Source organism: Tepidibacter mesophilus, assembly GCF_002724055.1.
GTDB classification, from domain to species: Bacteria; Bacillota; Clostridia; order Peptostreptococcales; family Peptostreptococcaceae; genus Tepidibacter_A; species Tepidibacter_A mesophilus.
The window spans coordinates 37939-62427 of sequence record NZ_BDQY01000003.1; the positions used below are offsets into that span (position 1 = coordinate 37939).

At 27.7% G+C, this 24489-nt stretch carries 25 protein-coding genes and 1 pseudogene; 18 read left to right on the forward strand and 8 right to left on the reverse strand.

Going from position 1 to position 24489, the window contains the following annotated elements:
- The first annotated feature begins 240 nt into the window (after positions 1-240).
- From Tmeso_RS03400 to Tmeso_RS03455, 12 genes are all read left to right on the forward strand, one after another.
- Positions 241-2724 (forward strand): DUF2339 domain-containing protein, encoded by a 2484-nt coding sequence (locus tag Tmeso_RS03400; protein ID WP_099188278.1) that lies wholly within the window; start codon positions 241-243, stop codon positions 2722-2724.
- Positions 2721-3581, forward strand: a complete 861-nt coding sequence (locus tag Tmeso_RS03405; RefSeq protein WP_099188280.1) for a hypothetical protein — start codon at positions 2721-2723, stop codon at positions 3579-3581. Before Tmeso_RS03400 ends, Tmeso_RS03405 begins: the two co-directional genes overlap by 4 nt.
- Positions 3582-3699: 118 nt before the next feature.
- Positions 3700-4191 carry a MogA/MoaB family molybdenum cofactor biosynthesis protein gene (locus Tmeso_RS03410; RefSeq protein WP_099188282.1) on the forward strand — a complete coding sequence of 164 codons (492 nt, stop codon included), beginning with the start codon at positions 3700-3702 and terminating at the stop codon, positions 4189-4191.
- Positions 4192-4200: 9 nt separating this feature from the next.
- Positions 4201-4791, forward strand: a complete 591-nt coding sequence (gene mobA, locus Tmeso_RS03415) for a molybdenum cofactor guanylyltransferase (protein WP_099188284.1) — start codon at positions 4201-4203, stop codon at positions 4789-4791.
- Positions 4792-4854: 63 nt separating this feature from the next.
- Positions 4855-6993, forward strand: coding sequence for a formate dehydrogenase subunit alpha (gene fdhF / locus Tmeso_RS03420; RefSeq protein WP_099188286.1), 2139 nt, complete (start codon positions 4855-4857; stop codon positions 6991-6993).
- A gap of 19 nt (positions 6994-7012) precedes the next feature.
- On the forward strand, positions 7013-8194 hold the full coding sequence (locus tag Tmeso_RS03425; RefSeq protein ID WP_099188288.1) for a molybdopterin molybdotransferase MoeA: 1182 nt from the start codon (positions 7013-7015) through the stop codon (positions 8192-8194).
- A 24-nt stretch (positions 8195-8218) separates the two neighbouring features.
- Positions 8219-8761, forward strand: a complete 543-nt coding sequence (locus Tmeso_RS03430; protein WP_099188290.1) for a 4Fe-4S dicluster domain-containing protein — start codon at positions 8219-8221, stop codon at positions 8759-8761.
- 18 nt (positions 8762-8779) lie between these two features.
- Positions 8780-10153, forward strand: coding sequence for a [FeFe] hydrogenase, group A (locus tag Tmeso_RS03435; RefSeq protein WP_099188292.1), 1374 nt, complete (start codon positions 8780-8782; stop codon positions 10151-10153).
- Positions 10153-10710, forward strand: a complete 558-nt coding sequence (locus Tmeso_RS03440; RefSeq protein WP_099188294.1) for a 4Fe-4S dicluster domain-containing protein — start codon at positions 10153-10155, stop codon at positions 10708-10710. Before Tmeso_RS03435 ends, Tmeso_RS03440 begins: the two co-directional genes overlap by 1 nt.
- Before the next feature lie 261 nt (positions 10711-10971).
- Complete coding sequence (moaA, locus tag Tmeso_RS03445; RefSeq protein ID WP_099188296.1) at positions 10972-11925, forward strand: GTP 3',8-cyclase MoaA; 954 nt, start codon at positions 10972-10974, stop codon at positions 11923-11925.
- A gap of 1 nt (position 11926) precedes the next feature.
- Complete coding sequence (gene moaC / locus Tmeso_RS03450) at positions 11927-12391, forward strand: cyclic pyranopterin monophosphate synthase MoaC (protein ID WP_099188298.1); 465 nt, start codon at positions 11927-11929, stop codon at positions 12389-12391.
- A 24-nt stretch (positions 12392-12415) separates the two neighbouring features.
- Positions 12416-12856, forward strand: coding sequence for an MOSC domain-containing protein (locus tag Tmeso_RS03455; RefSeq protein WP_099188300.1), 441 nt, complete (start codon positions 12416-12418; stop codon positions 12854-12856).
- Positions 12857-13102: 246 nt separating this feature from the next.
- Here Tmeso_RS03455 and Tmeso_RS03460 read toward each other — a convergent pair whose 3' ends face one another.
- The 4 genes from Tmeso_RS03460 to Tmeso_RS03470 all read right to left on the reverse strand — a co-directional run bounded on the left by Tmeso_RS03460 (position 13103) and on the right by Tmeso_RS03470 (position 15212).
- Positions 13103-13483, reverse strand: coding sequence for a hypothetical protein (locus Tmeso_RS03460; RefSeq protein WP_099188302.1), 381 nt, complete (start codon positions 13481-13483; stop codon positions 13103-13105).
- 254 nt (positions 13484-13737) lie between these two features.
- Positions 13738-13884: a hypothetical protein gene (locus tag Tmeso_RS16305; RefSeq protein ID WP_187296208.1), complete on the reverse strand. Its 147-nt coding sequence runs from the start codon at positions 13882-13884 to the stop codon at positions 13738-13740.
- 62 nt (positions 13885-13946) lie between these two features.
- A complete protein-coding gene (locus tag Tmeso_RS03465; RefSeq protein ID WP_099188304.1) occupies positions 13947-14981 on the reverse strand; it encodes a hypothetical protein in 1035 nt (344 codons plus the stop codon).
- A 6-nt stretch (positions 14982-14987) separates the two neighbouring features.
- Positions 14988-15212 carry a hypothetical protein gene (locus tag Tmeso_RS03470; protein ID WP_099188306.1) on the reverse strand — a complete coding sequence of 75 codons (225 nt, stop codon included), beginning with the start codon at positions 15210-15212 and terminating at the stop codon, positions 14988-14990.
- A gap of 748 nt (positions 15213-15960) precedes the next feature.
- On the opposite strand from Tmeso_RS03470, the gene Tmeso_RS03475 reads away from it, so the two are divergent.
- Positions 15961-17052 (forward strand): WG repeat-containing protein, encoded by a 1092-nt coding sequence (locus tag Tmeso_RS03475; RefSeq protein WP_099188308.1) that lies wholly within the window; start codon positions 15961-15963, stop codon positions 17050-17052.
- A gap of 700 nt (positions 17053-17752) precedes the next feature.
- Complete coding sequence (locus Tmeso_RS03480; RefSeq protein ID WP_099188310.1) at positions 17753-18601, forward strand: hypothetical protein; 849 nt, start codon at positions 17753-17755, stop codon at positions 18599-18601.
- 52 nt (positions 18602-18653) lie between these two features.
- On the opposite strand, the gene Tmeso_RS03485 is transcribed toward Tmeso_RS03480, so the two are convergent.
- Positions 18654-18869, reverse strand: coding sequence for a hypothetical protein (locus Tmeso_RS03485; RefSeq protein WP_099188312.1), 216 nt, complete (start codon positions 18867-18869; stop codon positions 18654-18656).
- A 392-nt stretch (positions 18870-19261) separates the two neighbouring features.
- Here Tmeso_RS03485 and Tmeso_RS03490 point away from each other — a divergent pair, with 392 nt between their 5' ends.
- The 3 genes from Tmeso_RS03490 to Tmeso_RS16310 all read left to right on the forward strand — a co-directional run bounded on the left by Tmeso_RS03490 (position 19262) and on the right by Tmeso_RS16310 (position 21860).
- A complete protein-coding gene (locus Tmeso_RS03490) occupies positions 19262-20242 on the forward strand; it encodes an S-layer homology domain-containing protein (protein ID WP_187296209.1) in 981 nt (326 codons plus the stop codon).
- Positions 20243-20431: 189 nt separating this feature from the next.
- Positions 20432-20620: a hypothetical protein gene (locus Tmeso_RS03495; RefSeq protein ID WP_099188316.1), complete on the forward strand. Its 189-nt coding sequence runs from the start codon at positions 20432-20434 to the stop codon at positions 20618-20620.
- A gap of 1078 nt (positions 20621-21698) precedes the next feature.
- Positions 21699-21860, forward strand: coding sequence for a hypothetical protein (locus tag Tmeso_RS16310; protein ID WP_187296210.1), 162 nt, complete (start codon positions 21699-21701; stop codon positions 21858-21860).
- 105 nt (positions 21861-21965) lie between these two features.
- On the opposite strand, the pseudogene Tmeso_RS03500 reads toward Tmeso_RS16310, so the two are convergent.
- Positions 21966-22160: pseudogene (locus Tmeso_RS03500) on the reverse strand (IS5/IS1182 family transposase); the annotation flags it as partial.
- A 386-nt stretch (positions 22161-22546) separates the two neighbouring features.
- Positions 22547-23029, reverse strand: a complete 483-nt coding sequence (locus Tmeso_RS03505) for a glutathione peroxidase (RefSeq protein WP_099188320.1) — start codon at positions 23027-23029, stop codon at positions 22547-22549.
- A 169-nt stretch (positions 23030-23198) separates the two neighbouring features.
- Here Tmeso_RS03505 and Tmeso_RS03510 point away from each other — a divergent pair, with 169 nt between their 5' ends.
- On the forward strand, positions 23199-23609 hold the full coding sequence (locus Tmeso_RS03510) for an RrF2 family transcriptional regulator (protein ID WP_099188322.1): 411 nt from the start codon (positions 23199-23201) through the stop codon (positions 23607-23609).
- A gap of 138 nt (positions 23610-23747) precedes the next feature.
- Here Tmeso_RS03510 and Tmeso_RS03515 read toward each other — a convergent pair whose 3' ends face one another.
- On the reverse strand, positions 23748-24446 hold the full coding sequence (locus Tmeso_RS03515) for a DUF554 domain-containing protein (RefSeq protein WP_099188324.1): 699 nt from the start codon (positions 24444-24446) through the stop codon (positions 23748-23750).
- Between the last annotated feature and the right edge of the window lie 43 nt (positions 24447-24489).

The window sequence follows — 24489 nt, forward strand, 5'->3', positions numbered from 1 at the left end:
TAAACTTTAAATATTTTAATGGATTCTGATAATATGCTTGCCATATCACTTAATTTTTGTATTGAGGATGAAAATGGTATATATTGGCACAATTAGTAGATTTGTTATATTGATTATAAAAGTAGTAAATCTATTTAAATACAATTTAAGTAAAAAAATGGAATATATGATAGAATATAAGCAAATTTAGTTTATTAAGCATCAGTTTAGTTAGTTGCAAATATAAAGTGGAGGGATTTTATGGAACTCAAAAATAAAGTTAATGATCTTTTGAAAAATCAAAAAGATATCATAAATCAATATGAAGATATTATAAAAGATTTGAATTTAGATAATACATTAAACGAAAATATTGAACTAAAAAAAGAAATTGATATTTATAAGAAAAATACTCAAAAGCTAAAAGAAGAGAAGAAAAGATTATTAGGTGAAAATATGAATTTGAAAATTTCATTGAAAGAGCAAATTATGGATGAAAAAATATCTATCTTAAATGCATCTAATAAAAAAATAGATATGTATTTTAATAATGAGACAAATAAAAAAATTAATAAATTACAAGAACTAGAAAGTTCAGCAAAAGATAAACTTAGTAAGATAAAAAGAATTGCTAATATAGAATTGGGAACCGAAAAAGAAGAGTTTTTTTCTAATATAGAAAAATTAGAACAGGATTTAAATCAAAAAATCAAACTAAAAAAAGAAAATCTTAAGAAAGAAAAAGAAGATATTATTAGTGAAATAAAAAGAGAGTATAATGAGTTAAAAAGTGAAGGTATTAGCGATGAAGTTATTGAGAAAAAGAAAAAGTATAATGATATAGAAGTTAAGATAGGGCTTAACTGGATAAATAAAGTGGGTATACTTTTACTTTTATTTGGAGTTGCTACTGCTACAAAATATACTTATTCAACATGGTTTAATGAATATATGAAAGGGATTTCTAGCTTTTTATTAGGGGGATTACTTTTAGGTGTAGGAGAGTGGCTAAATAGGAAAGAAAAAAACTTATTCGCTCTTGGCTTAAGTGGAGGAGGAATAGGGGTACTATATTTTTCGGTTTTTAGTAGTTACTTTATGTTAAATATAATTAGCATGCCAATAAGTACAGTGCTATCTATTTTAGTGACCATGGCATCTTTATTATTATCCCAAAGATACAAATCTATGACAATATGCGGGATATCACTTGTAGGAGGATATTTGCCATTCTTTACTTATGTATTTATTGAAGGAATAGTAGGTGCTCAAATATATATAGCTATGGGATATTTATTTGTTTTGAACTTGTTAGTCTTAAAACTTTCGTTAGAAAGACGATGGATTTATATAAATTATCTAAGTTTTTTGCTTAATATTCCTTGCTTTACATATTTAGCTTTTGAATCAAATAGTGAAGTTATTGGGATTATCTATTCAATGATAACATTTATAATGTACTTGTGTATAACTCTTACGTATCCGATTAAAGAAAAAATTAACCTTAAAAAAGTAGATCTTATTTTACTAGGACTAAATACTGCAATAAATTGTTTAGTTGTTTATGAGCTATTCGAAATTGGAGGATACTACTCATATAAAGGAATGATTGCATTTGTATATGCATTAATATATTTGGGATTAGGTGAGTTTATTAAAAAAAGTGCTTCACAAGAAAAAGAGACGCAGATGATGTTTTATATTACAGCAATGGCCTTTAGCATTCTAATGATACCTCTACAATTTGGTATTGAATGGGCTGTACTTGGATGGCTTATAGAATCAATTTTAATAATTTCTTATTCAGTTAAAAACGATATGGAAAAAATGGAACTCGGAGGATGGATTATATTGGCTTTAAGTGTAGGACTGTTTATTGTAGAAGACTTTTTCAATCCTTGGTTTGTTGAATATTTTACATTGAAATATACTTTAATTACTTTAAGTACAATATATATATTTAGTCTTTATGCAGTAAAATTAAATAAAGAAGAGTTATTTAAATATACCAAAAAAGGAAAACTACTAACTTACTATAAATACTTTATGATTTTGAGTACTTGGATATATCTATTAAGAATTGACTGGACTATTTACGATGAAAATCATTATGATGTATTTTATTTTTTAATTTCTGAGGCTTTAATTACAGCTGTTTTTGCTTACTCTGTATCTAAAATAAAAGTAATCAAAGATAATATAGTTGATAAAATATCTGTAGGATTATATATTTTTGTAGATATATTAGGATTTGGAATGAACTTTCTAGACATTAGCCCATCTAATGATAGTTATAAATTATTACCTATTTTAATTTTAATAACTTACAATATATTTATATTCTTTAGTATAAAGGATTTGATTTTAAAATTAATAAAGAAAAAAGAATTAAGTTTAGAAGTATATCCTATGGCTTTAGCTGTATATATTTTAGGATCAACTACAGCTTTACTTGTAAATCAATTTAACTTAAATAACATAAGTCTTATAATAAGTATATTTTTCATTGTGATGTCTTTTATTTATATAACATATGGATTTAAAAATAGATATGCTGTCATAAGAAGATTTGGACTTGGATTATCTATATTTTCAACTGGAAAACTATTTATATTTGATTTGGCATTTTTAAGTACTGGAGGAAAAATAGTTGGATATTTCTGTTTTGGTATAGTATTAATAGGAATATCATATATGTATCAAAACATTAGACGAAGTATAGATTTGGGAGATGAAGAAGCGTGAAGAAAATTCTAGTATCATTTATAGTGATGTTGTTTTTTTCTATAAATATTTTCGCAGATGAAAATATTCATGATTGGAGATTCTCAAAAGAAATTTATCATAATAGTGATAATGAATATAAATCATTTCTTTTAGATGAAGAAGTATATAGATATTCAAAATATGATTTATCAGATATTAGAATTATTAATCAGAAAAATGAATTTGTACCGTATTATATTTTTAATAAATACTCTAAAAAAATAAAAAATGCAGATTTTGATATTAATATAGAAAATAATGATACTGTTATATCTATAAATAATAAAGATAATCTCAATATAAATGATATTAAAATTATTAGTCAGGATGACTTTAAAAGAGATTATGATATTTATTATAAAAATAATAAATATAAAGAATTTCAAAATCTTGATTCTGGAACAATATATAGAATAAACCTTGAAAATCATAAAGAAGAAAAGAATAATATAAGTTTAGAATCTTTTTCAAATTATTATATAAAACCAGATATTATCAAAATAGTTATATATAATGAGGATGATAGACCCATTGATATAGATGGTATACAGATTAATTATTATGTAGACAAAATAGTATTCAAAAAAGATAATAGCAAGAAATATAAAGTTCTATTTGAAAGTGAATATGCTCAAACACCGTCTTATGATATACAAAGCTATAAAGAATATATAGAAAAAGAAAATCAAGAGATGTGTACTTTATCGAAATTAATTGAAAAAAATATGAAAGATAATAAAAAAATAAACTATAAATTAATATTAAACATTGTTGTTATATTGATTTCATTAATTCTTGTAATAGTAATAATGAGAAAATCAAGCCATATAAAATAAATTATATGATTTATTTAAAAAGGGGTTTGATATATTTTTATCGAAGTTATATATATATCGAATTTAGGATAGTTGTGGTAATATTATGGAAATAAATGTAGTTAAGGAGTGATTTTAAGTGTTTAATGTAGGTATAATTACTGCTAGTGATAAAGGATATATAGGGGAAAGAGAAGATGAGAGTGGAACATTAATAGAAGATATAGTTACTAAAAATGGATATACAGTTGAAAAGTATGTAATTCTTCCTGATAAAGAAGATGCTCTTTTCAATGAGATGGTACATATGAGTGATGATCTTAATGTAGATTTGATTCTTACAACAGGTGGAACAGGATTTAGTGAAAGAGATGTTACACCAGAGGCTACACGTCGAGCTGTAGATAGATTAGCTCCTGGTATATCTGAAGCTATGAGATATTATAGCCTTTCAATAACCAAAAGAGCAATGCTATCAAGAGGAGTAAGTGGGATAAGAAACGAAACCCTTATAATAAATTTACCTGGAAGTCCTAAGGCTGTTAAAGAATCTCTTGAATATATTATAGATAGCATTCATCATGGACTTGAAATACTTAAAGGAAAAACAGGAGAATGTGCTAGAAAATAGGTGGACAATGTGAATAAGTTTAAGAGTGCAGTAATATTAGCTGGTGGTAAAAGTTCTAGGATGAAATTTGACAAGCAGTTTTTAGAGATAAATGGGGTAAGGTTAATAGATGTTTTAATAGAAAAGTTAAAGATGGAATTTGAAGAGATAATAATAGTAACTAATAAAAAGGAGTTCTATAAAGATTACAAAGTTAAAATAGTAAGTGACGAAATTAAAGATAAAGGGCCATTAGGAGGAATACATATAGGTCTAAAAAATAGTTCTAGTGAATATGTATATTTTATAGCTTGTGATATGCCTATTGTTAATATAGATTATGTAAGATATATGAAAAGCATTATAAAAGATGTTGATGCATGTGTAACAAAATCTCAAAATCATGTGGAGCCACTTAATTCTTTTTATAACAAAAGAATAATAAATGATATTAAAAAACATCTTTATACTGATAAAAAATCTTTGTTCTCATTTTTAAATAAAATGAATACTATGTATATTAATGAAAGTAAAGCTAGAGAATTTAGTCCTAAATGGGACATGTTTAAAAATTTGAATACACAAGAAGATTTAATGACTGTTAACAATTTGAGCCTATAAGTTAGAACTATCTTATAGGCTCTTTTTAAAACATAAAAGATAAGGTTATAAGGGGGATATTGTATGGAGAGAAAAGTATTAACTGTATGTCCTTACTGTGGCGCAGGGTGCAAGATGTATCTTGTAGTTAAAGATGGGGAGATAGTAAGGGCTGAACCTGCTAATGGAAGAACCAATGAAGGGAATTTATGTCTTAAAGGTCATTATGGGTGGGATTTTTTAAAGGATCCTCAGTATCTGACAGCTAGAATTAAAAAACCTATGATTAGAAGAAATGGGAAGTTAGATGAAGTTGAGTGGGATGAGGCTATTGATTATGTAGCAACAAGACTTAATCAGATTAAAAAAGATTATGGACCAGATTCTATAATGGGTACAGGCTGTGCAAGAGGGCCTGGAAATGAAGCAAACTATATAATGCAAAAATTTATGAGAGCAGTTATAGGTACTAATAACATAGACCACTGCGCTCGAATCTGACATGCTCCATCAGTAGCCGGTCTGGCTTACAGTTTAGGTAGTGGAGCAATGACTAACTCTATAAATGAGATAGAAAATGCAAACTTGTTATTTATATTTGGATATAATGGAGCAGATTCACACCCTATTGTTGCAAGAAGAATAATAAAAGCTAAAGAAAATGGAGCAAAGATAATAGTTACAGATCCTAGGATTACTGAATCAGCAAGAATTGCAGATATGTGGCTTCCTATAAAGGGTGGAACCAATATGGCTCTTGTAAATGCATTTGGTAATGTTTTAATTAATGAAAATCTTTATGATAAAGAATATGTAAAAAATCATGTTGATGGGTTTGAAGAGTACAAGAATTTAGTTGAAAAATATACTCCAGAATATGCACAAAAAATAACTGGGGTTAAGGCAAATGATATAAGAAAGGCTATGAGAGAATACGCTAAGGCAAAGGATAGTATGATACTTTATGGTATGGGAGTTTGTCAATTCTCGCAAGCTGTTGATGTTGTTAAAGGTCTTGCATCATTGGCTCTTTTAACAGGAAATTTTGGTCGAGAGAATGTTGGTATAGGGCCTGTTCGTGGTCAGAACAATGTTCAAGGAGCTTGTGATATGGGAGTTCTTCCAAATGTATATCCTGGGTATCAAAAGGTAACTGATGATAAAGTTAGAGAAAAGTTTGAAAAAGCTTGGGGTGTTAAACTATCTAATAAGAATGGATATCCTTTAACAGAAGTACCTCATCTAGCTTTAAAAGAAGATAAAATTAAAGCATATTATATATTTGGAGAAGATCCAGTTCAAAGTGATCCTAATTCTTCTGAGGTTAGAGAAGCACTTGATAAGATAGATTTTGTTATAGTTCAAGATATATTCATGAATAAAACTGCTCTTCATGCAGATGTTATACTTCCTGCTACTTCATGGGGAGAACATGAAGGTGTATACACTTGTGCTGATAGAGGATTCCAAAAGTTCAATAAAGTTATAGATGCTCAGGGAGATGTTAAGCCTGATTGGCAGATAATTTCTGAGATTTCAACTAAAATGGGATATCCTATGAGTTATGAAAATACTAAGGAAATTTGGGATGAGATGAGAAGCCTATGTCCAAGTTTTGCTGGTGCAAGTTATGAGAAGATGGAAGAACTTGGTGGGGTTCAATGGCCTTGTCCAAGTGAAGATCATAATGGAACTAAGTATTTATATAAGGGAAATAAATTCTCAACTCCTAGTGGAAAAGGTAATCTATTTGCAAGTGAGTGGAGAGCACCTGCAGAGGTTCCAGATGAAGAGTATCCACTTAGTCTTTCAACTGTTAGAGAGGTAGGACATTATTCTGCTAGAACTATGTCTGGTAACTGTAGGGCGTTAAAAGAGCTTGCAGATGAACCTGGATATATTCAAATGAGTATTGAGGACAGTGAAAAGTTAGGAATAGAAGAGGATGAGTTAGTAAGAGTAAGTTCAAGAAGGGGAAGCGTTATAACTAGAGCTTGCGTTACTGATAGGGTAAAAGAAGGATCTACTTTTATGACTTATCAGTGGTGGATAGGTTCTTGTAATGAGCTTACGATAGATAGTTTAGATCCTATTTCGAAGACTCCTGAATTTAAGTATTGTGCAATAAAGGTTGAAAAAATACAAGACCAAGAAAAAGCTGAGAATTATATAAAAGAGGAGTATAATAGAATAAGAAAAAATATGAGGGTTGTAAAAATTTAAGCAGGAGAGGATAGTTAAGATGATAAAAGCAGATGAAGCAATAGATATAATAATTGAAAATACTTCGATATTAAGCGAACAAAAGAAATATATCTTAGATTGTATTGATTATGTATTAGCAGAGGATATTTATTCAAATGAGGATTTGCCTTCTTTTGATAAGTCTGCCATGGATGGATATGCTATTAAAATTAATGATGGACAAGAGTTTGAAATAATAGGAACTATAAAAGCTGGTGACTATTATAATGAAGAACTACAAAGTGGGAAGGCATTAAAGATAATGACTGGGGCAGCATTTCCAAAAGGTGCTGACTCGGTTATTCAAATAGAAAAGGTAGATGTAATAGACAATAAATTAATAATAAAAGATAAAGTTGAAAAAGGACTTAATGTAATAAAAAAAGGATGTCAGATAAAATTAAACGATTTAGTTTTAAAAAAAGGAACTGTTATAAGGCCATATGAAATAGGATTATTGGCATCATTAGGGTATGATAAGATAAAAGTGTATAAATCTCCAGATGTATCACTGCTTATAACTGGAGATGAGCTTGTAGATATAAATGGAAAATTAGAAAATGGTAAGATAAGAAATAGCAATGGATATTCACTTCATGCATTGGTTAAAAATAGTGGAGCAAATCCATTATCTATGGATATAGTAAAAGACGATAAAGAAATATTAAAGAAAAGTATACTTGATGCATTTGAAAAGTCGGATATAGTTATAACATCAGGAGGTGCATCTGTTGGAGATTATGACTTTGTAGAAGATGTACTAGATGAGATAGGTGCAGATGTAAAGTTTAAAAAAATAAAGATAAAACCTGGGAAACCAGTAGTTTTTGCAAAATACAAAGAGAAGTTATTTTTTGGGCTTCCAGGAAATCCTCTATCTTCTATAAATGTATTTGAACAATTTGTAAAAATGGCTATATTTAAAATGATGGGAAAATCACCTGAGTATGATTATATAGATGTAATAGCCGGAGATAATTTTGAGAATGCAAAAAGAAGAACTATATATTTTTATGTAAATATAGAAAAACATGAAGGTAAATATTATGCATATAAATCAGGGGGACAGTCTTCTAATAGCTTAAAGACTATATCTAATTCAAATGGATTAATCATATTGCCTGAAGAAGTGGAAAATGTTAAAGTCGGAGATTTTATAAAAGGAAGATTTTTGAGTTAAAATATATGAAAAGGTGGGGGGATAATGAAGGATACTTTTAACACATTTGTTATAGCTGATCCAAGTAAATGTATAGGTTGTAAATCTTGTGAATTAGCTTGTTCGAGTGTGCATAATGAAGAAAATAATATAGGTTATACAGTAGGAACGATGACAACTCCAGTTATACCTAGATTATATCTTGTAAAAAATGAGAAATTTTGTGCACCTATACAGTGTAGACATTGTGAAGACGCACCTTGTGCAAATTCATGTCCTAACAAAGCTATAAAGCAAGAGAATAATACTATATACGTAGATCAAAATTGTATAGGATGTAAAACTTGTCTTATGGCATGTCCAATAGGCGCGATAGAATTATTGCCACAGTACAAAAACGAAGAGATAGTAGTTCAATTAGGACTAGAAGAAGAAAAAATTATAGCTTATAAATGTGATTTATGCAAGGGAAGAGAGACAAAGGCTTGTATAGATGCATGTCCTGAAAATGCGTTAAAGCTTGTAAATATTAAAGAAGATAAAAAGAATAAGAATATAAAGGCAGCATTAGGACTTATGAATCTTTAATTTAAGGGGGAAGAGGAGATGATAGTCAATATAGATAAGGAAATATGTACAGGATGCAGAAGATGTGCAAGTGTATGTCCTGTAGATGCTATTGAAGGAAATCAGGGAGAAGCTCAAATTATAAATGAGGATAAATGTGTTATATGTGGGCAATGCGTACAAATATGTAGTGCTTACTCAAGCGAGTTTGAAGTAGATTCTACTTATATAGATAAAAAAGTGAAAGAAAGGGGTATGCTTGAAACGGTTAAAGAACCTCTATTCGCAGCTTATAATATATGTGATGTCCAAAAGGTAAAGAAAAGTTTGAGCAATGATAAATTACATAAAATAGTTCAATGTGCACCAGCTGTAAGAGTGGCTTTAGCAGAAGATTTTGGATTAGATTTAGGATCTTTAACAGATAAAAAACTTGCAGCAGTTCTTAGAAGAATGGGATTTGATAGAGTATACGATACTAATTTTTCAGCAGATTTGACTATAATGGAGGAAGGTAGCGAGCTTATAAAGAGAGTTACTGAAGGAAATAATCTTCCTATGTTTACATCATGTTGCCCAGCATGGGTTAAATTTATGGAACAAGAGTACCCAGAACTTTCAAACCATCTTTCAAGTTGTAAGTCGCCTCAACAAATGGCTGGAGCTATATTTAAAACTTATGGAGCACATATAGATAATGTGAATTCTGAAGATGTATTTAGTGTATCTGTAATGCCTTGTACGTGTAAGAAATATGAATGCGATAGAGAAGAGATGAATAGTAGTGGATACAAAGATGTCGATGTAGTAATAACGACAAGAGAGCTAGCTTATTTAATAAAAGATATGGAAATTGATTTTAAAAATATTGAAGAAGAGAAATTTGATAATCCTCTAGGTGATTACACAGGAGCAGGAACTATATTTGGGACTACTGGTGGGGTTATGGAAGCTGCTATTAGAACTGGATATGAACTTATTACTAAAGAAAGTATACCAAACATAGATATACACTCTGTAAGAGGAGAAAATGGAGTAACTAAATCAACTATTGATGTAGGTGATATAAAGTTGAATGTTGCAGTAGTCTCAGGGCTTGAAAATATAAAATCTATACTTGAAGATGTAAAAAACAATAGATCGAATTTACATTTTATCGAGGTTATGACATGTCCACAAGGTTGTATAAGTGGAGGTGGACAGCCAAAAGTTATTTTAGATAAATATAAGGAACTTGCATATAACAATAGAAAAAAATCTATTTATGCTCATGATGGTGAATGTGCAGTAAGAAAATCTCATGAAAATGAAAGTATAAAAAAATTGTATGAGGAGTTTTTAGGTGAGCCACTTGGAGAAAAATCCCACCATCTTCTACATACAGAATATGCATTGAGAAAGGAGAAATATTAATGAATACTTTTGTTATAGCAGATCCTAATAAGTGTATAGGGTGTAAAACATGTCAAATAGCTTGTGTAATTGCTCATTCAGATGAGGATATATTCAATCCTGATTGTAAAAATATATCGTTTAATCCAAGACTTAGCGTTGTAAAAACAGCGGAGGTTAGTGCTCCTATTCAATGTAGACATTGTGAAGATGCTCCATGTGCCAATTCATGTCCAAATGGATCTATAGTAAATAAGAATGGAAGCATACAAATAAACGAAGAAACTTGTATAGGTTGCAAAACTTGTCTTATGGCATGTCCACTTGGAGCTATTGAATTAGTTGATCATTATAGAGATGGACAAAAAGTAGTTCAACCGAATTTAATAGATATGGATTCTAAAAAGTTGTGTTTTAAGGAAAGAATAATAGCTAATAAGTGTGACCTTTGTATAAATAGAGATAATGGACCAGCTTGTGTTGAAGTATGTCCTACTGATGCATTCAAAATAGTTAAAGATGAAGATATAAAACAATCTGTAAAAGACAAGAGAAATAAGAGTGTGTCTTTATTATAAATTTTAATTATATAGTTGAAATTTCAGTGATTTAAAAAAATGATGCTTATTAAAATAATGCTAATGTATTAAATATTTTAATCATTCGCTAACATTTGAATAAGCATCATTTTTGGTTATATTATTATAGCAAAATGATATTAATTAAAATATATGTTAATAAGTAAAAATTTGTATTGTTCTGTAATTTAAAGGATAATAAAAAAAGTGATATAATATGTATTATGTAATAGGGAATGTCGCATTTGTGGAGGATTTTATATGATTGATTCATACCAAAGAAGAATAAATTATTTGAGAATTTCAGTTACTGACTTATGTAATTTGAGGTGTAGATATTGTATGCCTAATGAAGGGATAGATAAGATAAGTCACAGTGATGTACTGACACTTGAAGAAATCGAAACAATAGCAAAGGTTTTTGTAGAATTGGGAGTAGATAAGATAAGAATAACTGGAGGCGAGCCTTTAGTTAGAAAAGGTATGCTTGGCTTAATTGAGAATATAGGAAAACTTGAAGGGTTAAAAGATTTTGCTATAACGACTAATGGTATAATGCTTAAAAAGCATGCAAAAGAATTAAAAGATGCAGGAGTAAATAGATTAAATATAAGCCTGGATACTTTAGATGAAGAAAAGTATGAGTATATAACTAGAGGTGGACAACTTAAAGATGCTTTAGATGGAATTAAAAAAGCACAAGAAGTAGGTTTAAGCCCTATCAAATTAAATACTGTATTAATTAAAGGGTTTAATGATGATGAAATTCAGGATTTAGTAGATTTTACTAATAGTGGTATTGATGTAAGATTTATAGAGCTTATGCCAATGGGTGAGGCAAGGAATTGGGCTATTGATAATTTTATTTCTAATGAGTATGTATTAGAAAAAATTAATGGTCTAAAAGAGGTAAAAAGAGATGATATAAATTCACCTGCAAATTATTATAAACTACCTAGTGCAAAAGGTAAGGTTGGATTTATAAATCCTATATCATGTAAATTTTGTTCTAATTGTAATAGAGTAAGACTTACTAGTGATGGGAAGTTGAAATTATGTCTTCATTCTAATGAGGAAGTAGATTTAAAAACACCTCTTAGAAATAAAGAAGATATAAAAGATATAATAATAGATGCAATTTCTAAAAAACCTAAAGAACATCATCTAGAAGAAGGCGATTATATAACTAGAAATATGATAGCAATAGGAGGTTAGTATGGATTTCACACACTTTAATGAAAGCGGAAGAGCTAAAATGGTAGATGTAGGGGGCAAGAATGATACTGAAAGAGTTGCTGTAGCTACTGGAATAATTAATATGAAAAAAGAAACTGTAGATAGAATAAAAGATGGACTTATTAAAAAGGGAGATGTTTTATCCGTTGCCCAAATAGGTGGGATTATGGGTGCTAAAAAAACATCTGATTTGATACCTATGTGTCACAATATATTTTTAACTGGTGCAAATATAGAGTTTAAGGTATTGCATGAGAGCATAGAAATACAAGCAACTGTTAAAACATATGGTAAAACAGGTGTTGAAATGGAAGCTTTAACTGCTGTATCTATGACTGCTTTAACTATTTATGATATGTGTAAAGCTATTGATAAGGATATGGTTATAGGTGATATAAAGCTTATTAAAAAAACTGGTGGAAAATCTGATTATAATAGAGAGTAAATCATTTAATAGGGGGGACTTATTATGAATAAGTTTGGAAAGGTCATAGATATAAATATAAGTGAAAAAAAAGGAGTTGTTAAACATCCGATACCAAAAGGAGAATTTAGAGAGAATCATGGTCTTGTTGGAGATGCTCATGCAGGAGAATGGCATAGACAAGTGAGTTTACTTGCTCAGGAAAGTATAGATAAAATGAAAGCATCTGGGGTAGAAGGACTTGAAAGTGGTAAATTTGCAGAGAATATTACTACTGAAGGAATTGTACTTTATGAATTACCGGTTGGAACTAAGTTAAAGGTTGGGGAGACTATTCAAGAGGTAACTCAGATTGGTAAGGAGTGCCATGGAGGATGTGAAATAAGAAGATTGGTTGGAGATTGTGTAATGCCAAGAGAGGGAATATTTACGAAAATTATTAAGGGTGGCCTTGTTAAAGCTGGAGATGTTATAGAAGTATTATAAAATTAAGGGTATATAATTTAAAGTGTGTAGACTTATGAAAAGTGGTGATAATGAAAGATATCTATTATGTATTATTTAGGGTTAAACGAGAGTTTGTATTAATTAAAAAGCTAGGATAATTATCCTAGCTTTTTGTGCTTAGTTTTTTAACACCAAATTTAGGTTATGAAGAAAAAAATAACTATATAGAGTAAGATTCAGTCTTGTTTGTTTTATATACAATCAATAAATTGACCAATTCTAAGTTTACTTATTAACTATTTTAACGAAATAATCTGTAGGTCCCATAGGATAAGGGAATTCAGCTCTTAATACAATTGCTTTATTTTCTCTTATTGCTTGATCTATTTTATTTGCTACATCATCTGTTTCTAGTGTCATACAAATACCTGTCATAAGACTAAGTACTGGTTTAAGCTTAAAAGCTGCTATGGATGCTACTATATCTTCAGCAGTATCTCTACGATTAAAGGCATCTCTTAATTCATAAAGAGTATCCCTGTCTGTTATTTTTAATTCTATGTAAGTCTCATAATCTGTTGAATAATCAGATGAAGCATAGGCTGTAGTCATAATTCCAAACACTAACATTAAACACATAGCAATAGGTAATAATCTCTTTTTCATAATTGTACCCCCTGGTTTTTATAATTTAAAATTTTGAGTCATCGTAATAATTGTCATTGAAATAGTTACTTTTATTTTTTTCTCCAGCCATAAATAACATTGGTGTTGTTATGAAATAAATAATTTGAATTACAAAAGATATTCAATCTTTAATATAAAAAACCTCTTAAAAATACAATTATTTGTAATTTGCCTAATTTTATTACAATATATTCCATATACATTATCGCCCTTTTCATCTAAATTTATTTGACTTATAGAAAAAGGGGACTATTATTTTTTACAATACAAGCTATTTTACTTACTGCATCTTCAAACTCTTGAGTCAGAGCAAATCTATTGTCTATTGCAAACTTTTCAGTGAATAAGAGTATTTTTAAATCTGCATCATCAAGGATCAATTCTTACTGTGTTTTTTCTTCTATTAATGCCATTAAATATCACTTAAAAATACAGTGTAGAATTATCTTAAAACAACAAAATTTCTAATATTCCCATTTGTTTTGAACCAGACTTCTTTTGAATCTTTTGTTGAAAAATCATAATACAATATTACTTTTGGGTATATAGTAATTCCTGTAGTATCTGATATAGGTTCACAATTAAAGTTAGTTGCTATGTAATAAAAGCCATTTCCATCTATTGAGAAATTAGGAGAAGATATATCCATGTAGTTACTAGAATCTTTTATTATAGGATTATATCTTTGAGTTTTAATATCAAGTAAATAAATTTTTCTTTGTCCATATGATATAAGGTCATGATTATCATTAGCTGTAAACAGAGCTTTATTACCATTAGAATATATAGATACATCTAAAACATCTTTGTTTAGAGTACATAAAGTTTTTGATTTATTAGTAGACAAATTTATTAATTTTAAATAATGTGGAGCTACTTGTGGAGCTACTTCAAGAGGTGTTTGGTTTTTATTAGCTTTATCTACGTTTTCATAATCTTGTTTTGATGAAAATACAACAGCCAATACTTCTCCTGTTGAATTATTCACATCAAAACTTTTTATACTTAAATCTTCTTCTTCAGGATTGAATATATCAATTTTATCTGTTTTAGTATCATATGTTGCAACAGTAAAGTTTCTATGGTTACCTCTTAGGGATACCCTCATATATATTTTTTCTGATTTTTCATCTACTCTTAAATAATCAACAGATGCAAAGTCAGATGTTAATTTTCTTGATTTATTAGTCTTTAAATTTAGCTCATATAACTGAGTATATTTACTATTCTCCCTACTTGTATAGTATAAAAATTTTTTGTTTTTAGTTTGAATTGAAGTAGGATAATCAGTCATAGGTCTTTTGTTCAACAAATCATTTTCTTTTGATTTTATATTGTATTTGTAATAATGATTATTTAATTGAGTGTCTACAAAAGTAACTAATAAATAAGGACTTAAGTTTTCTTTTTTGTTATAAATATATATATAACTAGCTAAAACAAAAATTAAACATACTATAGAAATTATTTTTTTCATTTTATTTTATCCTCTCAATGCAATTTTTCTATCAAGTCCTGTTTTTGTTGTACAATCATGATCTTCTAATTTTTTACCATCAGCACCTGTTTTTCTTACCCCATAATAATAAGAAACTTGACCATATACTACTTGTCCAGCTAAATTACGTTTAACTCTTCTTTTTGAGTTATTATCATTACTACTTCTTATAATTGCAGGCTTTCCTTCGCCATCATAAAAAACTGTCATTTAAGGTTCTGCTCTTGGAAGTTCTATATTTTCATTTTTATCTTCTAATTTGACTGCTCTATTTTCAGCAATGGCACGCTTTTCTCCTTTTGATATATCTTTATTACTGTCATTTGATCTTGAACTCTTAACTACTTCCTATTTTAAATTTTCTTCATGCATATTAGTTACTTTTATATTACATTGTGAGTCATATTCAACTATTGTTTCTGGTTCCATAGATGAAGGTATTATGTATATATCTTGTGTTTTAGGGTCAGAAAATACACAAGTAAAACCTAATAGCGCAATTAAAGCTAATTCTATAACTATTTTTTTACCACGGTATATGAGTATACTCTCCTTATAAGCTTATGTAAATAATTTTATTTTTGCTTTTTTTTACAAATTTTTTCACTTTTTTTTACATTAAATTTAACTACTTTATTATACAATCATTAAAATTGCTCTGTATGGTACAAAAGTACTTTTAATCTAAATTGGTAGATGTATTTTAATGATGCTTTAAATTTTATTATACATGCAAGTGTATGTTTGTCTAAAAGTTTTTAGTAATTTAAAACATGTAAAAAAATGGAATGTAATGATAAAATAAAGATATTACTATACAATCAATTACAAGCGTATTAAAACAAAAGACGATTTTGTTTTTAGTAGAATTATTGGATAAATATAGTATATATAGATTGAGTTAATAAAATCAATGGGTGTAGAATGTACTACACTAGATATATAGGGGGGAAGAGAAATGTTTAGTAAGTTAAGATTGTGTTTGTTAGGTGTATGTGTTACATGTATAAGTGTGTTTATATTATGTGGATGTACGAACGCAGCAAAAATAGAAGTTTCTAAAAAACTTTCAGATTTTGAAATATGTAAACCTGAAAGCGATGGGCAATTTCATGATGGTTTATTATGGGGGGCATACTCAGATGGAACTAGTGTTTATTATAACTATAATGGAAATATAGCATTTCCTTTGCCTTCAAACATTAAGCCTATAAGTGATTTCTATAATGAAAGAGCAGTAGTAGTAGATAATAAAACTGGTCTATGTGGTTATATTGATACAAAAGGTAAAATAGTTATACCGTGTAAATATAAAAATGCTTCTATATTTTCTCAAGAGTTAGCTTATGTAGACATAGATGATTCTAGACCAGGTGTTTTTATTGATAAAAAGGGAAATATTGTGACTACTTTAACAAGAAAATATAGTTCTGATTATTTTTTTAGTGAGGGATTAGCCATAGTTTATGATTTGAAAAATGGAAAACAAGGTTGTATAAATAAATCTGGAGAATTAGTAATTCCTTGTAAATATACTTTTATTCGTCCGATTTCAGAGGGATTATCAGTTGTTGAAAATGATAAAGGACAATATGGTTATATGAATAAAGAAGGAAAAATAGTTATACCTTTTCAGTACAAAGGTGCAGGAGATTTTTCAGAAGGATTAGCAGTTGTGGAAAATGACAAAGGACAATGTGGCTATATAAATAAAGATGGGAAAATAGCTATCCCTTTTCAATATAAAGATGCAGGAAATTTCTCAGAAGGATTAGCATCTGTCACAAACAATAAAGGTAAGTGGGGATTTATTGATAAAACAGCTACATTAGTGATTCCTTATCAAAATTATACTAAAGTATCTGATTTTAAAGAGGGAATTTGTTTAGTTGGAATAGAGGATAATTCAGGAGGAAAATTTGGCTATATAGACAGTAAAGGTAAATTACTTACACAGCTTGAATATAGAATTGATTCGACTTCTTTCAAAGAGGGGAAAGCTGTTGCTGTAAAAGATGATCGCACTGCAATTATTATAGAAAATGATTGATTATTCTATTAAATACATGTAATTCTTTATTAGTATAAAATCTATGACCCATTTCATTACGAAGGGGTATGTAATTCAATCTGTGTCTAAGCCACTTTTTCAATCCACTGCAAATTTTTATATCAAGCATAATATTGTATCTAAAGGGATTGAAACTGATTTATATTATAATTACAGATCTATTTATTTATTATTTTAGATTTGTGAAAATATTTATTTGTTTATTCAAAATCAATCAATGTATTTGTTTAGGCTATAATTTATTTAAATAATTTTTGTATAATGGTTTTACAGTTTTCAACAGATACTTTGCGTGTGGGTGATATGATTGCTGGTACTGCTTTATTTAAAAAGAACAAAAATAGAAAGAGGTTCTAATCGTTATTTTAAGAATTTTTAAAAATAAATGACTTTTAAATTTATATCCAATGGTTTCAATTTGATTTTCAGTGGTATAATATTTTTTTTGTGAATATGTTATTACATAAAGCACTTATTTAAGAAAATTTGAGTATAAACACATGTATTGGATAATAACAAAATCATATGGCTTAGTGATATGGATACTGGTACTATCTTTAATAATGAACAAAATAACTTTTTATTATTTATAAAATAAATAGAGATAATAATTGAGTTAAAAGTATTTTTAAACTCATGATAATGTGATTTAGAAAGAATCAAATAAAGGAGTATTACTATGAAAAAATTATTATTAATATTTTCTTTAATTTTTATTAGCCTGATCATTTTTTTAAAGCTTAATTTTAGTGTAGAAAAAGTTAATCCATTACTTGAAGGCTATTTTGAAATTTCATCCAATCCAAATACGAATATAAAGACAATGGTTAAAATGCTAGATTCAGATAATATACATTATGATAAAGGGACTCCAAGTAAAGCAATCAACATGTTATACGAATACGATACATTATGTAATCATACATTCAAAAAAGATAATGAACAATTATCATTGCTTTATTCAACTACATCTAACTCTATAGATTTAATCACTTATATAAAAAAGTCAAATACAAATGATTATAATATATGCCTTAGACATAGTCCTAATATTGATTTTGCTGCTTTAGAAAGTTCAACTTCTAATTTTGATACTTACAAAAATATTTTTGTAAGACTTGGAAAAAACAATTTACCTTACGGAAAAGCTTATTTGATATTAGCTGAATATATCGGTAAAGGAGAAATTCTATCTCTTGAAGATATTGAGAATATTGCAGGACATAAAGCTTCTTACATAAGATATTACTCCAAAGATTATGAAGAAGTAGAAAAAGAAACTAATTTGAAAATGTGTTTTTTTGAAGATAAAAACTATACTTTATCTATAATATCCACAAATAATATATTTCATACTATAGTGCTTAGGGAATCAAAATCTCTAGTACCCAAAATTTACACCCAAAACAAAAGACTTATGGGTAAAAATGAAGATACTGATTTTCATTTTTTAATAGAATTGGAAAATGATAAAAATGCTCTTCAAAAACAAAAACATATTTATAAAATTTTTTTGGAAATGGATTAGAATCTAAAATGAAGATATTTTCTACAAAATATCTTCTTTTTAAAATCACTATTTATATTTGCTCGTAAATTTTTAAAAAATCATGAACTGCCGTTATATATCTGATTGTATAAGGAGTTAACTCCACTACATCAGAAACACCAACTATAGTTTTTATAGCTTTAGTAACTGTTTGAACTTGAGGTATATAGCCAAATCCGAGCTCTGCTACCTCTGTTAAGTATAAAATATACTCTTTTTTAGCATCTGGAGAAAGTAGAAACTCCAATGCACATTGATATGCTGCATTATCTTTTTGAGTTTTTTATTAACTAATTTTCTCTTATACTTAATAAGGAGGCTTTTATTTTGAAAATGTAAACCTTAGATAATAATTTTTTTAATATTTGATTTGTATGGATTGTATTTATATCTAGTTTCTCCAATGACTTAGCATAATATTACGATATCAGATAAAAAGATAGTCATTTTGAATAAGGTATATTATAAAAGATGCCATGGCAAAATAAATATAGCAATAAAGTTACTAAATTAGGCTAGTGTTAAGCTGACGAGTTTTGCAAGAAAATGCCTAAGATTAACCCGATTCTATATGGAACTTTTATTTTTTGAAATTTAATGGTAAAATATGTAATGAAAGTTTTAAGGAGAGTGGTTTTTTTGAAAAATATCATTTCAAAGTTATTAATATTTTTAGTTTTTTTAAATTTAATTTCAATAACAGACCTTACTGTTTTTGCAGAAAATAATGTTTGGTCTGGCGAATCAATAGGAGCATTTTTATACAATGAAATAGATGCTCCAGATGTATTAATGGATGAAAAGTATACAAAAGATATAACTAGAGAGGAATTTGCACAGTTAATTGTAGCTTTTTATGCTGCATCATCTAAAATTGATAAAACAAATATATCTTTGAAAGAGAATCCTTTTAAAGATACTAATTCTATAGATGTTCAAAGAGCTTATTCTTTAGGTATCTTAAATGGTAAAAGTAAGGATAAATATTTTCCAAAAGCTAATATAAATAGAGAAGAAATAGCGACTATGATAACAAGGTTTTTAAATATTAAAGGAATAGATACAAAGCCCTCTGGAAATAAATTAATAGATTTTAAAGATAATAAAAAAGTAAGCAAATGGGCGTATGATTCTTTATCTTACTGTACAGAACAAGGAATAATTAAAGGAATACGAGATAGTGGTGACGATGAGCTTAGACCTAAAGATTTTGCCACTGTAGAACAGGTTATTACTGCTTTATATAGAATTAATTTAAAAAATGAATGGATTGATGATGCAAAAGATATTTATCTTAATGGACTGTTTATTCCCAAAAATATAGAAGCGGAAGTTAGGTCATATAGTACTACAAATAATAAAAGTCTTACTTTTATTTCAGTGGATTGGAATGATGTTGAAAATATACCAAAATTACAAAAAGATTTAGAATATATATTTAAAGGAATATCAGATGATTATGAACAAGTTAATACTTTGGTACAATCTATAATGGATACAAAATATAAAGATGTAGAAGAACAACTTTTCAAAATAAAAGATTCTGATATAAAATATCATGCTCTTAATAAAAGAAGTCCTGAAGGTGAACCCGCTACAGTAATAAGAATAGATAAGTAAAAAAACCTTGAAAAATCAAGGTTAAAGAGACTATGTATAAATAAAGTTACTTTGCACTATAGAACACAGATGCTGGTACTGGGACGTATAGTATATAGTAAATTAATGAACAATTTATATATATTGTTAATTAAAGATTGTCTGTATAGTTTTTTATATAAAATAGGAATTTATAGGCGGGGAATAAGAATGAAAAATTTAAAAATAATTAGCATTTTAGCTTTAATTGTAAGTGTAATTTCAATGATTTGGGGTATTGGCGTAGTAACTTATTATGTAGACAATTTGTTTGTTAGAGCACTATCAGTAGCTATTTTAAATATATCAGCTATATTAGTATCCAATACAGTGAGATTGGTATTTAAAGAGGCAAAGTAATATAAATTCAATTTATAGAGCCCATTAAAGCAAATAATTTAATTAATAGGTATATTCTATGTATTAGAATATAACTATTTTTATTATTTATCATAGAATTATCTAATATATTCAAAATATTAAAGGTCAATAAAGCTATGATATTATAGACTATGTAAAATCCGGTGAAAAAGTAGTCGATATATTGCTAAATCTATAGTTTATTGACTTTAGTCAAGTCTATTTAAATAATATGTACCAAAATACTAAATTTAATTTATGCTTTTTAGTATATATTTTTGAATTATCTATAAACGCCAGTAAAATCAATACATTAAATCAACTTTGGTTCAGATTTATATGAAAAACACAGGTTGGCCTTGTAATCTTTCATGTATCAAGTATCTTCTATATAGAGTTAGAACTAGCAAACGTGTCACCAGACGTAAACTAACTAGTTAAATTTTATATAAATTTAGGATTCAGATACAAACTATGCCATAAACATAAATTTAAAGCATAATTATAGTACTCTCTAATCATTGAAATTACTTTGCGTCTCATGACACAGTTGCTGGTTCTACGCCTATTTTGCACACATCTGAAATTCTATTTAAATTTCAGTTTAATATAAATGACTTTTATTTTTATAATTTTAATTAATTATGGAATGTTTAGTATAATGAATCATATTTTGGTATAAATTTGAATCAATAATTATTAGGTTAGAACAAAAAAACATTATTATATGTCCAATAATAATCTTACTATATTTATTTACTTATTCTAAAATACATTTAAGGATAGCTTTTAATTTTAATACTAGATTAAAAAAGTACAGAATAATTCAGAAAAACCATAACTTCGAAATATATAATGAAAGACGAATTAATTAATAAAGTTTTTAAAACTCTGGAATTATATAACTCATAAAATTTGCATTTATCCTAAATAATACAATGCAAATATTTAAAATTATGTTCTAATTTTTATGGAATACTATCATTGTAATATAATTTCTATAAAATATGTTTAGTTATTAAAATGATTTATAAAAATCTTTAATTTTTTAATATTATTTGAAAGGGCGCTTGATAAAATGAATGACATAAACCTATTTGTGGAATTTATTTATAGTACTATTATGCTTTTATTTAAAAAGGACAGGGAAACAATAAATCCGATTGAAGATATTGATATTTATAATCACTTAACTGAAAAAATAAAAAGTAAAAATAATAAAAAAAATAGTTCTAAATAATTTAACTTAGTTATAAATACACCAAATCAAGAAAAATCCATCTCGCATACCATATCTACGTCAATACACTAACGTAGAGGATTTAGCAAGTTAGATTTTCTTGTAAAGTGGTATTAATATAACTGGATCTAAACTAGGTCTGCTCCTATCGGGAGAATAGCAACTTTCAACTAAGTCATATATAGAATCAAAATTTATAGCTTTTTCGATCTTTCTAACTAAATGATCCTTCGGAACTAAATCATCAATGCAAAATGAGTTCATTTCTTTTCTATCATCTTCTAATCTTTTGTATAACATAAAATCAACCTCCCATATCATAAAATCTTTGTAATAACTAATTTAAAATGAGGATAATTTAAATGTTAGCTACTTTTGATTAATCTTTTACTATGAAACTTAGGTTGTATCGTTTAAATATCCGTTAAGAAACTTCGTTGTTTGACCGTAAGGGAGTTTAAGAAGTTTTAGGATATTTAATAAGATATAATCTGTAGTTTTATTAAAAGATTAATTAAGTAGCGGTATTTCAATTATCTTCATTTTCGCTTAAACACCTTTTTAAGAAATTAAGCCCTAACTAGTACAATAAATCAACTTATCATTTATGATTATGGACAAAAAAAGAGATGTTAATTACTTGAAATTAACATCTCTTTGTCAACAGTCTGAAGCTCTAGTATATACTAGAGCTCATTTATTAACTTCTCAATTTCAACTGAAAGTTTTTCTGGTTCAGTACTTGGTGCAAATCTATTTACAATATTTCCTTTGGAATCTATTAAAAACTTTGTGAAGTTCCATTTTATCTTACTGTTTAATATTCCAGATGTTTGCTCAGTTAAATATTTAAATAGAGGATGTGCATTTTCACCATTTACATCTGTTTTTTGGAATAAAGGGAAGGTAACACCGAAATTTATTTCACAGAAATTTTTAATTTCAGCACTTGTTCCTGGCTCTTGATGCATAAACTGATCGCATGGAAATCCTAAAACTTCAAATTTTTCATTACCATACTTTTTATACAGCTCTTCTAAACCTTTGTATTGAGGCGTAAATCCACATTTGCTTGCAGTATTTACTATCAATAAAACCTTATTTTTGTATTCGCTTAAAGACTGATTTTCCTCGTCTATTGTTGTAACATTAAAATCGTAAATATTCATGTAATATCATCTCTTTTCCATAATAGTTTATATATTAACTTATTATTAAATATACCCTGAATTTAATTTTAAAATCACAAGTTTGATGTATAATGATGTATTGATTATGTAAAGAATAATATTTATAAATAACTAACTAAAAAATAAGAATACTTTAAAAGGTGAATATATGAAAATAACTCAAGAAGCAGATTATGCATTAAGAATAATATTATTTCTTTGTCAAGCATCATATGGACAAACAGTGGAGGCAAGATTAATTTCAGAGACTGAAAATATAACTCTGAGATTTTCATTGAAAATCCTTAGAAAGCTAAAAGAGCAGGGGCTGGTTAAATCATTTAGAGGTGTAAAGGGCGGGTATATGTTAAATAAAGAACCTGAAAATATAACTTTAAGAGAAGTAATTGAAGCTGTAGATGGGCCTATATATGTTAACCGATGTTTGAGGGATAAAGAATACTGCAATATGAAAAGAACTAATACATGCAAAATTCATAAAGCATTAGGGACAGTTCAAAAAACTTTAATTGAAGAACTTGAACAGATAACTTTTGAGGATTTGTTAAAAGATATCTGATTTAAAAGTGGCTTATATTGAAATGCAATTGTTTAAGAAAGTATTTAAATATAAGCCCTTGTGGTATTTAAGAAAATTATATATATTTCCCGAGAAATAAACAAAATATAAATTTAAAAAGTCATATAATGTTGTTAATTAGTGAATTACATTAAAGTATAGAAGCTTTAATATGTAAAAAAGTAAGGGGATAAATATAGATGGAAGCATATTTCCTACCTTTATTTTTTTTATATCTAATACATTAAGACCTATTGCTATAATAAGAACCCCTCCAACTGCTGATATATCGCTTACAACACTGTCTACTAAAAATATTTTTACAGAAGATGCAGCAAGCGATATAAATCCTTCGTATAGAAAAACAGAGATTGATGAAAATAATACACCTATTCCAAATGTTGATGCAAATATTATAGACAATATTCCATCGACTATTGATTTAGCAAAAAGCGTTTGATGGTTTCCGTTTAAACCGCTTTCTAAGGCTCCTATAATTGCCATTGAACCTATACAAAATATTAATGTAGCTGTTACAAATCCTTTTGCAATACTTCCCTTTTTCTTTACTAGTTTACTTTCTATAAAATCGCCTAACTTGTCCAAGTTTTCTTCGATTCTTAGAAATTCTCCAATTACACTACCTATTGCTAAGCTAACTATAAGAAGTAATATATTTTGAGTTTTTGTAGCTCCCATAATTCCTATTAAGAATATGCACAATCCCATAGCTTCCATGAGTATTTTCTTATAATTTTCACTTATACCTTTTTTGAATAAAAGGCCTATTAAACCTCCCACTAATACTGCTAATCCATTTGCTAAACTTCCCAACATATAAAAAACCTCCTAAAATTCGTCTAGAAAATTATAATACTTG

What these genes read in the sequence shown, in the direction of transcription:
- Tmeso_RS03425 (WP_099188288.1), top strand. Translation starts at nt 7,013, where the DNA reads ATGATAAAAGCAGATGAAGCAATAGATATAATAATTGAAAATACTTCG.
- Tmeso_RS03475 (WP_099188308.1), top strand. Translation starts at nt 15,961, where the DNA reads ATGTTTAGTAAGTTAAGATTGTGTTTGTTAGGTGTATGTGTTACATGT.
- Tmeso_RS03400 (WP_099188278.1), top strand. Translation starts at nt 241, where the DNA reads ATGGAACTCAAAAATAAAGTTAATGATCTTTTGAAAAATCAAAAAGAT.
- Tmeso_RS03440 (WP_099188294.1), top strand. Translation starts at nt 10,153, where the DNA reads ATGAATACTTTTGTTATAGCAGATCCTAATAAGTGTATAGGGTGTAAA.
- Tmeso_RS03495 (WP_099188316.1), top strand. Translation starts at nt 20,432, where the DNA reads ATGAAAAATTTAAAAATAATTAGCATTTTAGCTTTAATTGTAAGTGTA.
- Tmeso_RS03480 (WP_099188310.1), top strand. Translation starts at nt 17,753, where the DNA reads ATGAAAAAATTATTATTAATATTTTCTTTAATTTTTATTAGCCTGATC.
- moaC (WP_099188298.1), top strand. Translation starts at nt 11,927, where the DNA reads ATGGATTTCACACACTTTAATGAAAGCGGAAGAGCTAAAATGGTAGAT.
- Tmeso_RS03430 (WP_099188290.1), top strand. Translation starts at nt 8,219, where the DNA reads ATGAAGGATACTTTTAACACATTTGTTATAGCTGATCCAAGTAAATGT.
- moaA (WP_099188296.1), top strand. Translation starts at nt 10,972, where the DNA reads ATGATTGATTCATACCAAAGAAGAATAAATTATTTGAGAATTTCAGTT.
- Tmeso_RS03505 (WP_099188320.1), bottom strand. Translation starts at nt 23,029, where the DNA reads ATGAATATTTACGATTTTAATGTTACAACAATAGACGAGGAAAATCAG.
- Tmeso_RS03435 (WP_099188292.1), top strand. Translation starts at nt 8,780, where the DNA reads ATGATAGTCAATATAGATAAGGAAATATGTACAGGATGCAGAAGATGT.
- Tmeso_RS03510 (WP_099188322.1), top strand. Translation starts at nt 23,199, where the DNA reads ATGAAAATAACTCAAGAAGCAGATTATGCATTAAGAATAATATTATTT.
- Tmeso_RS03465 (WP_099188304.1), bottom strand. Translation starts at nt 14,981, where the DNA reads ATGAAAAAAATAATTTCTATAGTATGTTTAATTTTTGTTTTAGCTAGT.
- Tmeso_RS03470 (WP_099188306.1), bottom strand. Translation starts at nt 15,212, where the DNA reads ATGACAGTTTTTTATGATGGCGAAGGAAAGCCTGCAATTATAAGAAGT.
- Tmeso_RS03455 (WP_099188300.1), top strand. Translation starts at nt 12,416, where the DNA reads ATGAATAAGTTTGGAAAGGTCATAGATATAAATATAAGTGAAAAAAAA.
- Tmeso_RS16310 (WP_187296210.1), top strand. Translation starts at nt 21,699, where the DNA reads ATGAATGACATAAACCTATTTGTGGAATTTATTTATAGTACTATTATG.
- Tmeso_RS03515 (WP_099188324.1), bottom strand. Translation starts at nt 24,446, where the DNA reads ATGTTGGGAAGTTTAGCAAATGGATTAGCAGTATTAGTGGGAGGTTTA.
- Tmeso_RS03460 (WP_099188302.1), bottom strand. Translation starts at nt 13,483, where the DNA reads ATGAAAAAGAGATTATTACCTATTGCTATGTGTTTAATGTTAGTGTTT.